We start from the raw sequence: 12,629 nt of genomic DNA, 5'->3' as shown, positions 1-12,629 counted from the left end.
GGGAACGTCTGCAATACTGAGGTCTACTGGTAAGTAAGTGTGCGCAGATTGTCAGAATCCAGCCCTTTCCGGACAATCTGCGCACACTTAACGTCGGTTCAACGGCCGGCAGATGCGACAGAGGAGTCGACAATGAGTTCTTTCGACAGCACGGACCCGTCCCGCTCACCTGGTGATGGCGGCAACAGCTCCGCGATGGGAGATCCTTTCGCCCAGGGCCGATCCCCAGATGCGATCATCGTCGGGGCCGGTCTCGCCGGACTCGTCGCCGCCCACGAACTCACCCAGGCCGGCAAGCGGGTACTCATCCTCGATCAGGAGAACCGCGCCAACCTCGGCGGACAGGCGTTCTGGTCCCTCGGCGGGCTCTTCCTCATCGACTCCCCCGAACAGCGGCGACTGCGCATCCACGATTCACTCGAGCTCGCCAAGGACGACTGGGCCACCTCGGCGGGCTTCGACCGCGACGAGGATCATTGGCCCCGGAAATGGGCGGAGGCCTACCTCGAGTTCGCGGCCGGGGAGAAGCGCCGGTACCTGCGTGACCTCGGCTTACGCCTGACACCGATCGTCGGTTGGGCCGAGCGCGGCGGTTCCGGAGCGGGCGAGCACGGCAATTCCGTGCCCCGTTTCCACCTCACCTGGGGCACCGGCCCCGAGGTAGTCCGGGTCTTTCGTGAACCCGTCGAGACCGCGGAGGCCGCCGGACTCGTCGAGTTCGCCTTCCGTCACCGCGTCGACGAGCTCATCACCGCGGGCGGAGCCGTCGTCGGGGTCCGCGGGCGGACACTCGCACCCAGCCACACCGCCCGCGGAGTCGAATCGAACCGCGACGAACTCGCCGACTTCGAACTCCGGGCACCCGCCGTCATCGTCACCACCGGCGGCATCGGACACAATTTCGAACTGATGAAGAAGTACTGGCCGGTCGACCGGCTCGGCGAGTTCCCGGATACGATGCTCGCCGGAGTGCCCGCTCATGTGGACGGGCGGATGCTGCAGATCGCCGAGGATGCGGGAGCCAGCCTCATCAACCGGGACCGGATCTGGGCGTATACGGAGGGCATCGAGAACTGGAACCCGATCTGGCCGGGGCACGGGATCCGCATCATTCCGGGGCCGTCGTCCATGTGGTTCGATGCCGAGGGCAATCGTTTCCCTGCGCCGAACTATCCCGGCTTCGATACGAATCGGACGATGCGCACGATCCTTGAGACCGGGCACGACTATTCGTGGTTCGTGCTCAACGAGTCGATCATCCGCAAGGAATTCGCGCTCTCCGGTTCGGAGCAGAACCCGGACCTCACGGAGAAGGACATTCGGATCACGCTCGATCGGGTGCGCTCCTCCGATGCGCCGGGACCGATCGAGGCCTTCAAGAAGTACGGCTCCGACTTCGTCGTGGCCGAGACCACCGAGGAACTGGTGGCGGGAATGAACGAACGCTCCCGCGGGCCGGTCATCGATCACGACCACCTCGTTGAGCAGATCCGGCAGCGGGACCGGCAGACCGAGCACGCTTTTTCGAAGGACGCGCAGGTCCAGGCCATCCACAATGCGCGGTCCTATCTGGGCGACAAAATCGTGCGTGCGGTCAAACCGCACAAGATCCTCGACTCGACGCACGGTCCGCTCATTGCTGTGCGTCTGAGCCTGCTGTCACGCAAGACCCTGGGTGGGTTGGAGACGAACCTCGACGGGCAGGTGCTGGCGGGATCCGGCGAGACGATTCCGGGCCTCTACGCGGCCGGCGAGGTCACCGGTTTCGGGGGCGGCGGAATGCACGGGTACAACGCACTCGAGGGAACGTTCCTCGGTGGGTGCATCTTCTCCGGCCTCCGGGCCGGACGCGCTGCCGCAGAGCAGGCGGGCCGTGCGGTGACATCTGGGCGACCGGAAAGCGGGTCTGCACAAGGCGAAGGAGCGCACTCGTGACCAGCAGGACGCAGTCAGATCTCACCGTCTTAGTCACGGGCGGCACCTCGGGAATCGGTCGAGCCGTCGCCGAGGCGCTGGCGGCGAAAGGCTGCACGGTGCTGGCAACCGGCCGAAACCCCGACCGCATCTCCCCGCCGATCGGATCCCCGGTGTCCGCTATCTTCCGCTGGATCTCGCCGACCCCGACGGCCCCGACCGACTGGCCGCGGAACTCGAGGATCTCGGCCTGTTCGACGACATCGATGTGCTCATCAACAACGCTGGTGAGAGCCAGTCGGGTCCGTTCGAAGAGCTGCCGGCCGAGGCCATTGAGCGACTCTTCCGCACCAACGTGTTCGGACCCGTTCGGCTGAGCCAGCTCGTTCTGCCCGGTATGCGTGCGCGCCGCCGGGGGCGCATCATCATGGTCGGGTCGATGCTCGGCAGCTTTCCCTTGGCCCACCGCAGTTCGTATTCAGCGGCGAAGGCGGCTCTGCGCACTTTCGCCACGGCGGCACGGCAGGAGCTTTCACCCTTCGGTGTGTGGGTGAGCACCGTCGAACCGGGTTCGATCGCCACGGGAATCGGGCTGCGGCGGACGAAGTACCTCGAAGAGGGCTCACCCTATACGCAGGACGTGACGACGATGCTCGAGCACCTCGACGCCAACGAGCGCGGCGGCATTCCGGCGGCCAAGGTTGCGGCCACGATCGTCGATGCGATCATCGCGCCGAGGCCGCGGGAGTTCTACGCCGTCGGCAGCAGAGCACCGTTGCCGTTCCTGCTGGGGCGTGCGCTTCCACGCGAGCTCATGTCGAAGATCGTCGCCGCCCAGCACGGCCTCAAGCGGTGAGCGTCTCAGTCGCCGGGTCCGGCGGATTGCTGTACCGCTGATGTCAGGCTGAAGCGCTGAAGCTGGCCGCCCGCCCTGGCGTCCTACTGCAGGCGAGACGGGATGAGGTGCTGGGTGGTCGAGATGCCGAGCACCCGCTGCTGCCGGGACAGGTTGTACGTCCGATCCGACTGCAGGTATCTGACGAGGAAGAGCTTCGCTCGGTCCCCGCGCTTGAACACGCCTTTGATCTTGAGTCCGAGCTTCGCCGACACCAGCGCCTTGTCCTTCGCGACACCCTCGATGACGACCTGGTCATAGCCCATCCGAGCGAAGTGAGTGACCACAGCCTCTTTGAGTCGGTACGGAATCGGGTCGCCGATATTGAAGGGACCCGCCGCCGAAGGCACGTCGAGGCAGGCGAGCGCGGCCCGCACCACATTGTCGACGTGGGTCAGGGTGATCTTCTGCCTGCCGCCGCCGGGCAGCCGCAGCACACCCTTCTTCGACATCCGCGACAGGAACGGCATGAGCATCGTCTCCCCGGGACCGTAGACAGCCGCGGGACGCAGGATCGCAGCATCGGGACGGAGCCTCATGACGAGCTGCTCGGCGAGAGCATGGGTGCGAGAATATGCGTCGGCGAAGTCGTTGGGGTCCTTCGGACCGGCTTCCTCCCACAGCTCGGCGTGGGGTTCGGACTCGGAGTACACCGTCGTCGAGGAGACGTGCACGATGCGGGCCTTCGGAAACGCATCGAGGACATGACGTGTGCCCGTCACCTTCACGTTGTAGAGAGCGTCGTCATCGGCGCTGACGGAGGCGATTCCGGCACAGTGGAAGACCGCGGTCACATTCTTGGCCAGGGAGGTCACCGACGCGGAGGCCGGTTCGGTGATGTCCCAGTGCTGGAAGTTCACCCCGGGAATCTCGGGATCTCGCCGGCACAGCGCGTAGACCGTTTCGTCCCTTTCGACGAGCGCCCGTGCAATGGCACCACCGATGAAGCCGCTGGCTCCGGTTACTATCACCGCCACGACGTTCCCTCTCTCATCTTCACATCCACCGCCTCAGCGGCGGTGCTGCCACTGCGGCTCCCTCTTCGTCAGGAAGGCGTCGATCCCTTCCTGCGCATCGGCCGCGACGGCATTCTCCGCCATCACCTGCGACATCCGCGCATAGGCGTCGACCACAGGCAGCTCCCGCTGTTCGTAGAACGCGGCCTTTCCTAGGGCAACTGTAGCCGACGAGGCGGACGCGACTTTGCTAGCCAATTCCAAGGTAGCCGCCTCGAGGTCCGCGTCAGGTACGACGTCGGAGACGAGACCGATATTCAGCGCATCTGAGGCAGCCACGAAATCACCGGTGAGCAGCATCCGCATCGCCTGTTTCGCCGGCACCGCACGGGAGACCGCCACCATCGGCGTCGAACAGAACAGACCGATCTTCACCCCGGGAGTGGCGAACCGAGCCGACTCGGCAGCGACCGCCAGATCGCAGCTCGCCACCAGCTGGCAGCCGGCCGCCGTGGCCACACCCTGCACCTGCGCGATGACCGGCTGCGGGATGGATTGGATGAGCTGCATCAGTCGGGCACAGGCATCGAACGTGACCTGCTGCGTCTCATGGTCGGCCCCGCGGATCTCGGTGAGGTCATGACCGGAGCTGAACACATGACCGGCGGTGATGAGGATGACAGCGCGCACATCGGTGCGGCCGGCCACCTCGGTGAGGGTGGCGATGAGGTCTTCCATGACCGTCAGCGACAGCGCGTTGCGCGTGGACGGCCGATTGATCGTCACGGAGGCGACCCCGCCGTCGAGCTGCGCGAATACAATTGATTCCGACATAGCCTCATTCTGCCAAAGGTCACCGGGCCCGGCGCGGAATCTGCGCCACGATTTCCGCCGCCTCCGGATGTGTCCGTCCCGGTGGGAGCGGGTCGGAAGGACTGCCATGACCACACTACTGATGATCATCGGATTCGGAGCCGCCACCTCGGTGGTGGTCGGATTGGGACAGAAGCTCAAGCTGCCCTGGCCGGCGCTCATGGTCCTCATCGGCATCGCCGGAGCGTTCATCCCCACCTTCGCCGAGGTGGCCATCGACCCCGAGCTCGTCCTCCCGCTGTTCCTGCCGCCCCTGCTCTTCGCTGCCGCGCAGAAGACGTCGTGGGCGCTGTTCGCGATCCGGTGGCGCACGATCCTCGGCATGTCCGTGGCGCTGGTCGGGGTGACTGTGGCAGTCGTCGCCGGGTCCGCGGTCTTCCTCGTCCCCGGAATCACGATCACCGCGGCCATCGCGCTCGGCGCCATGCTCGCCCCACCCGACCCGGTCGCTGTCGAGGCGGTCGCGAGCACCGTCTCGATCCCCCGTCGCATCATGTCGACCCTGCAGAGCGAGGGCCTGTTCAACGATGCCGCCTCCCTCGTCATCTTCCAGACCGCGATGGCTGCGGTGTTGGCCGGCACCGAGGTGGACTACGCAGATCTGGCCGTGTCCTTCGTCGTCTCCGCCGTGGTCGCGATCGGCGTCGGTCTGGTGCTGTCGTTCGCCGCGTGGTGGGTGATGGAGAAGATCGACCATACGGTCGCGCGGTCTTCGCTCATGCTCGTCCTGCCGTTCGGTGTCTACCTCGTCGCCGAACACCTCCACGCCAGCGGGGTCATCGCCGTGGTCGTCGCAGCTTTGGAGATCCGCCGCCGCGACACCGCAGGCAATTCCGCCGAGCGGGTGACGCTGAATTCGACGTGGCAGGTCCTCGAAATGCTCATCACCGGCATCGCCTTCGGCCTCATCGGCCTCGACCTGCGGCTCATCATCGAATCCGAGCATGCTGACCTGGGGCGGGCACTGCTGGTCGGTCTGATCATCGCCGCGGTCGTCGTGGCTGTCCGTTTCGTGTGGCTGCTGCTCGGCACGTTCATCGAACGCAAGCGCGGCGAGGAGGATCCGGATGCCGCGCCGTTGAATGTCCGTGACGCCACGCTCATGACCTGGGGCGGGATGCGCGGACTGGCGACAGTGGCGCTGGCGCTGTCGATTCCTGCGACTACGAGTTCCGGTGCCCCATTCCCCGGCCGGTCCTATGTCGTGGTGTCCGCGGCCGTCGTCCTGCTGGTCACTCTTGTTGTCGCGGGGCTGACCTTCCCCACCGTGGTCGCGATGCTCGGCATCGACGATGAGGCAGAGAAGGAGGAACAGGCGACGAAGGAGATCGCGCTACGTGCCTATAAGGCCGCGATCCGGGAGATCATGGACGACGACAGCCTGCCCGATGAGGTCATCGAACCGCTGCGGGCGAGGTTCAAGATGCTCCACGACCAGCTCACCGGCACCACCGATGATCAGGCGAGTTCGGAACAGGCCCTGGTCTTCAAGGAACACCGGGAGAAGATCATGGCGGTGCAGAAGAAGGCCATGCAGTCTGCGCGTGCCGCGGTGCTCAAGGCCCGGCGCGAACGCGGCACCGATCCCGAGATCGCCGACCGCGTGCTCCACCGCTTCGACCTCCAGTCAGTCATCACGCGGTAGGGGCGGGTCGGTCCCGACCGGACGGGATTCCGGGCCGGTCCCGGTGGGGCAGGGGCACACATCCGGGCGGGATACTTCGACGAAGATTCCTCTGGAAATTCAAAGTTGAGCGGAATAGACTCAACTTTGTCGATGTTGTTCTTGGTGAGAGTTCAAATCAGCCCAGAATCTTAAGAAGGAGATGCGCAGATGGACGCACAGATGACAACCAAATCCCGGGAGGCGCTGCAGACTGCGGTCAACGACGTCGTCGCCCGGCACAACAACCAGATCGAACCGGCCCACCTCGTGGCCGCGCTGCTCAAGCAGCCCGACTCCCTGGCCTCGGCCCTGCTGACGAAGGTCGGCGCCGACCCGCAGTCGGTGCTCACCGCGATTGAAGCAGTGATCGGCGGGTTCCCCACGGTCAGCGGAGCCTCGGTCAGCCAGCCGGGCCTGTCCCGCGCCGGACTCGAGATGATGAACCTCGCGCAGGAGGAGATGACCTCCCTGGGCGATCAGTTCGTTTCGACCGAGCACCTGCTGCTCGCAGCGGCGGCCGGAGATGACGGCGCCGGAGAGACGCTGCGCGCGAATGGGGCGAACCGGGACGCACTGCTTGCGGCCCTGCCCGAACTGCGCGGAGGCAAGAAGGTCACTTCGGAGAACCCCGAGGAGACCATGCAGTCGCTGGAGAAGTTCGGCGTCGACCTCACCGCCACCGCCCGCGAAGGCAAGCTCGACCCGGTGATCGGCCGCGACAAGGAAGTGCGCCGCGTCGTCCAGGTGCTCTCGCGCAGGACGAAGAACAACCCCGTCCTCATCGGTGAGCCCGGCGTCGGCAAGACCGCCGTCGTCGAGGGCCTGGCCCAGCGGATCGTGGCCGGAGACGTGCCCGAATCGCTGCGGGACAAGACGCTGATCAGCCTCGACCTGTCCGCCATGGTCGCCGGTGCGAAGTACCGCGGCGAGTTCGAGGAGCGGCTCAAGGCCGTGCTCGAGGAGATCAAGAACTCCGACGGGCAGATCATCACCTTCATCGACGAGCTCCACACGATCGTCGGAGCCGGCGCCGGCGGGGACTCCTCGATGGACGCGGGCAATATGCTCAAGCCGATGCTCGCCCGCGGCGAGCTGCGGATGATCGGCGCCACGACCCTGGACGAGTACCGCGAGAACATCGAAAAGGACCCCGCCCTTGAGCGCAGGTTCCAGCAGGTGTTCGTCGGAGAGCCCAGCGTCGAGGACACGATCGCGATCCTCCGCGGGCTCAAGGAACGCTACGAAGCCCACCACAAGGTCTCGATCAATGACGGCGCGCTGGTGGCCGCGGCGACAATGTCGGACCGGTACATCACCGGCAGGCAGCTGCCGGACAAGGCCATCGACCTCGTCGACGAGGCGGCCTCCCGCCTGCGGATGGAGATCGACTCGGCTCCGGTCGAGATCGATGAGCTCCGCCGCGCCGTGGACCGCCTGAAGATGGAGGAAATGGCCCTGTCGAAGGAGACCGATTCCGCATCGGCCGAGCGCCTGACCGCCCTGCGCGCCGACCTCGCCGACAAAGAGGAGGAGTTGCGTTCGCTCGAAGCGACGTGGGAGTCCCAGCGTGCCGGCCTCAACCGGGTCGGTGAGCTGAAGACGAAGCTCGACGAACTGCGCTCGCAGGCCGAGAAGGCTCAGCGCGACACGGACCTCGAGACCGCATCCCGCCTGCTCTACGGGGAGATCCCCGCCGTGCAGAAGGAGATCGCCGAAGCCGAAGCAGCAGAGGCTCAGGCCGACGCCGGTCAGACCTCGGATCCGATGGTCTCGGACAAGGTCTCGAGCAACGACATCGCCGAGGTGGTCTCCTCGTGGACGGGCATCCCCGCAGGACGCCTCGTCCAAGGTGAGGTCGAGAAGCTGCTCGAAGCCGAGAACATCCTCGGTGAGCGCCTCATCGGTCAGAAGAACGCCGTCGCCGCGGTCTCCGACGCCATCCGCCGTTCGCGTGCGGGTGTCGCCGACCCCGACCGTCCGACCGGTTCGTTCCTGTTCCTCGGGCCCACCGGTGTCGGTAAGACGGAGCTCGCGAAGTCTCTCGCGGACTTCCTCTTCGACGATGAGAAGGCCCTGATCAGGATCGATATGAGCGAATACGGTGAGAAGCACACCGTGTCCCGCCTCGTCGGTGCCCCTCCGGGCTATGTCGGATACGACGAGGGCGGCCAACTCACCGAGGCGGTCCGCCGTCGCCCGTACTCCGTCGTCCTGCTCGACGAAGTGGAGAAGGCACACCCGTCGGTCTTCGACATCCTGCTGCAGGTCCTCGACGACGGTCGGCTCACCGACGGTCAGGGTCGCACGGTCGATTTCAGGAACACCATCCTGATCCTGACCTCGAACCTCGGTTCGCAGTTCCTCGTCGATCAGAACCTCTCTGCCGAGGAGCAGCGGTCCAAGGTGCTCGACGTCGTGCATGCGACGTTCAAGCCCGAGTTCCTCAACCGCCTCGACGACATCGTGCTCTTCGATGCGCTCAGCCAGGCAGAGCTCGCCTCGATCGTCGATCTGCAGATCGCGCACATGTCGAAGCGACTGTCTGACCGTCGTGTCTCGCTCGAGGTCACGCAGGGCGCCGAGGACTGGTTGGCGCTCGAAGGCTACGATCCGGCGTTCGGTGCCCGACCACTGCGCAGGCTGGTCCAGCGCGAGATCGGCGACAAACTGGCCCGCGCTCTGCTGGCCGGAGACATCGTCGACGGGGACACCGTGGTCGTCGACCTGCCCGAGGACCCCGAGGCCACCGGCCTGGAGCTGCGACCCAAGCGGTAAGCCTCACCGCCGGGGCGTGCTGCGCGGATTCAGCCCAGTTTGAATTGAATAGCACCTGTTTGAACATGGGCTATTCAACTCAAACTGGGCCGTTTCGCTGACCGCAGCGCGGCACAGCACAGAAATGGGACACCCTGCTCTGGATCGCTCACTTTCTTCGGTGAGCATTTCAGAGCAGGGTGTCCCATTTCAGCATCTGCCGGTTGCTGAGCGCTATGCGCGACGGTTACTTGCCGCGAGAGCCTGCGGACGACCGCGTACGAGTCTTCGCAGACCCGCCCTTGGCAGCACCCGAGCCGCCACCAGCGGAACCGCCCGAAGCCCCACCAGCACCCCGCGGGGCTGATGACGTCCACCAATGCCGCAGGTAGGCGCTGACCTTCGCGAATGAGCGGTCGCGGATGAAGATCGCATCGACGGCGATCATCGTCAGCGAGAACCACGGCAGACCCATGAGCAGGGCGATGCCCAAGTGGAAGGACAGGATGCCCAGCAGCGCGATGATGCGGGTGTAGCGGTTGAAGAGCATGAACGGGAAGGCGCACTGGAAGAGGATCGATCCCCACGAGATCGCCACGACCATCGGCCCCCACGCCGTCACCAGGTCCGACAGCACCGGCCACGTGCCGAACTGCTGAGTGTGCAACGGGTTGTACACGGCGAATCCGTGCTGCCAAGCCTCGCCTCCGGCCTTGTACAGACCGCCGGACATATAGATCGCGCATACCTGGAACGCCAGCACGACGATGGCGAGATTATTGGCCATGATGAGCGCCCAGCGCCACTGTCCGCCGTCGTTGTCCGGGAATTCCGGGTTCCGCGCGCGCCGCCTGGCATCGAGGGACCATCTGCGGGTCGTATCGGCGAAGAGCATGGCGATCATGAACATCCGGTAGGCGTTGTCGCCCTGATCCCCTGCCCCGTCGTTGAGCTCGATGAAGCTCACCCACAGCACGAGGTAGATCGGCAGGACGAGCCGCGTTCGCCACCCGAGGATGATGACGATCGCCAACAGCGCGAGCCCGATCATCATCGCCGTGAACAGCGGCGGCGTCGTCACCGCACGGTGGAAGAGGGAGAAGAGCCAGATGGTCGGGAAATCGCTCTTGGGTTCGGCGATCTCCCCGTTCCAGGCCGACCCCACACCGAAGGTGTAGTGCCTCGCGCTGAAGTTCGTGAGGATGAGGCCGAGACCGGTGAAACCGATGAGGATCCGCGTCACCGCCAGCCCGTATGTCGCGTGGTACCGACCGGTGAGCATCTCCTCGAGCCAGCTCCACCCCTGCGCGAGCTTCGTCCGCATGAGGGTCGTCACCGGGACCAACCCGAATTCAGGAGCCGAATCACTCGCCGAGGCGGCCCCGTCGTTACCGCCGCCCGCGGAGTCCGACCCGTGGTCGTTCTCCGGTTTCCGCGCAGAGGCGGTGCCGGGGTTCGCGTGGCCCGCGGAGTCCTTCGCCCGGCCCTGCGCCGAGGCGGCCGTGCCGGTCCGCTGGTCAGTGACCTCTGCATCGTGGTCGTCCCCGCCTGTGCGGGTCGCGTCGTCACTGTTCACCGACGCACCTCACTTCGTCCGAGGCACAGAAGTACTTCGTGAATTCCTCTTGGGACTGATGGTCTTCGACGACGAGTGCGCGCCATCCCACGGGGACGGGTTGGAAGTTCGGACGCTTCGCGTCTTTGTCGTTGCGTTCGGCGAAAGGCACGACGTTCTGACGGGCGGCCTGGTATTGGACGCGCTGGACGTCGTCGCCCCAGATGGCCTTCGCCACCTGCGTCGCATAGGCGGTGGCCAGATGTTCGCTCTCCAGGTAGGCGGGAATCGCGTTCTCCGGGTCGTCGTATTCCCCCAGCTTCGTCTCCAGCCGGTCGACGGAATCATCGCCCTTGAAGTAGTCGAGTTTGACGATCGCCTTCTGATCGTCGGGCAGCTCTTCCCATGAGCCCTTGATGTCCGAGGCCACTCCGATGCCCAGCCCCGCCGACCGCGGCGGGAACAGCTTGTATGTCGAGTGGTCGAGCTCGACATCGGTGGCCCGCACCCATTGAGTGACCTCTTCGCCGCTGTCGGTCTTGATCACCGCGCGCACATCGAAGTAGTAGTCGCCGTTGATCGGCTCGGGGGCGAACACGCTCCACGACTGTCCCCACAGCGGGATCATGTATTTGGAGAGCAGGTCACCGGGAATCACCTCCCTCGCCGTCGAGGCAGGGGCGATCCACAGGAAGCTGGCGAAGATATGGAATCCTGTGATCGCCATCGCGATGACCATCAGGGTCCGTTTCACCGCCGAACGTCTCCGAGGTGTGACCTCGGTCGACTCATTGGCCATCTCGGTTCCGGAATTCTCTTGGGAATACGACTGCCGTCACCGCAGGTCCCGCGCCTCATCGGTCGCTTGGCAGATCTCTCGGTGACAACGCACAGTCAATAGGGTACGTCAGCCGTGGCACTGCCCGCCCGGGCAGCGGCAGAATCATTCGCGGTCATCAGGCGCAGGATGACTTCCTCACGATGACTGGCCGATTCGCGGCGCACGCCCGAGGTCTATTCGGCCGCCCTCAGCCACGCCTTGACCGCTTCGGTGGCATCGCCGAGCGTCGGCGGTGCCAGTTCGTAGCTGGGCGGGGTTTCGGACAACCGGATCGGGTTGCGGACGGTGGGGATGACGCGATCGCCCTGACCCGCCTCGGCGACGGGCTCGAGTCCCAGCGACGATGCCAGGTCCACACCCTGGGCGATCGAGTTGATCGGCGCGCAGGGCAGCCCCGCCTCGGTGAGGATGTCGAACCATTCCTGGTTCGTCTTCTCACTCAGCGCGGCGATGAGCTCGGGTTCGAGGTCATCGCGGTTGACGTTGCGGTCGGCGAAGTTCGCGAACCGCTCGTCGGTCGCCCATTCGGGGTGGCCGAGCACCTCGGCGAGCCGGGCGAACTGCTTGTCGTTCCCGCACGCGATGATGATCTGGCCCTCCGCAGTGGGCATCGGCTGGTACGGGTAGAGGCTCGGGTGCTTGTTGCCCATCGCCTGCGGAGTGACGCCGCCGGCCACGTACGCGGAGGTCTGGTTCGCCAGCCCGGACAGCGCCGAGGACAGCAGGTTCGTCTCGACCAGCTGACCGATCCCGGTGTCCTTGCGGTGGTTGAGCGCGCCGAGGATGCCGACCGCCGTATGCAGTCCCGTGATCACGTCGACGACGGCGACACCCGCCTTCACCGGGCCCGACTCCTCGGAGCCGGTGACCGACATGAATCCGGACAGACCCTGGATGAGCAGATCGTAGCCCGGCTGCGGATTGCCGCGGCCGAAACCCGTCACCGAGGCGTAGACGATGCCCGGATTGACGGCTCATCGTAATTGAGAGTGTAGAACCGGTCTGAAGCCACCGGACTCGAGCAGACACCTCGCGATGTAATGCGTGAGGTTGCGGAATCCCAGCGCGGACCCGCGTAGATGCTCGAGTCTGCCGTTGATCGCTTCAGTGGGACCGTTCGACGTTCCCGGTCGGGTGAAGAACGCGAGCACATCAGCAGCTCGACGCTTCAACGT

General features: G+C 65.4%; 9 protein-coding genes and 2 pseudogenes. 5 read left to right on the top strand and 6 right to left on the bottom strand.

Annotated elements, in window-relative coordinates; all coding sequences use genetic code 11:
- Positions 1-195 precede the first annotated feature (195 nt).
- From BI49514_RS14385 to BI49514_RS14380, 3 genes and pseudogenes are all read left to right on the top strand, one after another.
- Positions 196-1,935, top strand: a complete 1,740-nt coding sequence (locus BI49514_RS14385; RefSeq protein ID WP_101547183.1) for an FAD-binding dehydrogenase — start codon at positions 196-198, stop codon at positions 1,933-1,935.
- Positions 1,932-2,015 (top strand): annotated as a pseudogene (locus BI49514_RS17340) (hypothetical protein); the annotation flags it as partial. The gene BI49514_RS14385 and the pseudogene BI49514_RS17340, both read left to right, overlap by 4 nt.
- A gap of 11 nt (positions 2,016-2,026) precedes the next feature.
- The gene (locus BI49514_RS14380; RefSeq protein ID WP_420836301.1) at positions 2,027-2,770 is read left to right on the top strand and encodes an SDR family NAD(P)-dependent oxidoreductase; all 744 of its coding nucleotides are present in this window, start codon (positions 2,027-2,029) and stop codon (positions 2,768-2,770) included.
- 83 nt (positions 2,771-2,853) lie between these two features.
- Here the strand turns inward: BI49514_RS14380 and BI49514_RS14375 are convergent, their stop codons facing one another.
- Both BI49514_RS14375 and BI49514_RS14370 read right to left on the bottom strand, forming a co-directional pair.
- The gene (locus BI49514_RS14375) at positions 2,854-3,786 is read right to left on the bottom strand and encodes an NAD-dependent epimerase/dehydratase family protein (RefSeq protein WP_101547160.1); all 933 of its coding nucleotides are present in this window, start codon (positions 3,784-3,786) and stop codon (positions 2,854-2,856) included.
- A gap of 33 nt (positions 3,787-3,819) precedes the next feature.
- Positions 3,820-4,599: an enoyl-CoA hydratase gene (locus BI49514_RS14370; protein WP_101547159.1), complete on the bottom strand. Its 780-nt coding sequence runs from the start codon at positions 4,597-4,599 to the stop codon at positions 3,820-3,822.
- Positions 4,600-4,705: 106 nt separating this feature from the next.
- Between BI49514_RS14370 and BI49514_RS14365 the strand changes: the two genes are divergently transcribed.
- Both BI49514_RS14365 and clpB read left to right on the top strand, forming a co-directional pair.
- The gene (locus BI49514_RS14365) at positions 4,706-6,283 is read left to right on the top strand and encodes a Na+/H+ antiporter (RefSeq protein WP_167443987.1); all 1,578 of its coding nucleotides are present in this window, start codon (positions 4,706-4,708) and stop codon (positions 6,281-6,283) included.
- A gap of 189 nt (positions 6,284-6,472) precedes the next feature.
- The gene (clpB, locus tag BI49514_RS14360) at positions 6,473-9,079 is read left to right on the top strand and encodes an ATP-dependent chaperone ClpB (RefSeq protein WP_101547157.1); all 2,607 of its coding nucleotides are present in this window, start codon (positions 6,473-6,475) and stop codon (positions 9,077-9,079) included.
- Positions 9,080-9,305: 226 nt separating this feature from the next.
- Here clpB and BI49514_RS14355 read toward each other — a convergent pair whose 3' ends face one another.
- The 4 genes and pseudogenes from BI49514_RS14355 to BI49514_RS14340 form a co-directional block, all read right to left on the bottom strand.
- Positions 9,306-10,634 (bottom strand): HTTM domain-containing protein, encoded by a 1,329-nt coding sequence (locus BI49514_RS14355; protein ID WP_244195244.1) that lies wholly within the window; start codon positions 10,632-10,634, stop codon positions 9,306-9,308.
- The gene (locus tag BI49514_RS14350; protein ID WP_244195245.1) at positions 10,624-11,367 is read right to left on the bottom strand and encodes a DUF5819 family protein; all 744 of its coding nucleotides are present in this window, start codon (positions 11,365-11,367) and stop codon (positions 10,624-10,626) included. The genes BI49514_RS14355 and BI49514_RS14350 overlap by 11 nt, the downstream gene beginning before the upstream one ends.
- Before the next feature lie 260 nt (positions 11,368-11,627).
- A pseudogene (locus BI49514_RS14345) lies at positions 11,628-12,416 on the bottom strand (CaiB/BaiF CoA transferase family protein); the annotation flags it as partial.
- A gap of 12 nt (positions 12,417-12,428) precedes the next feature.
- The coding region (locus tag BI49514_RS14340) for a transposase (RefSeq protein ID WP_145996179.1) at positions 12,429-12,629 on the bottom strand (201 nt) is incomplete at its 5' end.

Origin of the sequence: Brevibacterium iodinum ATCC 49514 (assembly GCF_900169265.1) — a bacterium.
In the GTDB taxonomy this organism is placed as follows: domain Bacteria; phylum Actinomycetota; class Actinomycetes; order Actinomycetales; family Brevibacteriaceae; genus Brevibacterium; species Brevibacterium iodinum.
The sequence above is the reverse complement of the archived record's forward strand: the minus strand, read 5'-3'. Positions and strand labels throughout refer to the sequence as shown.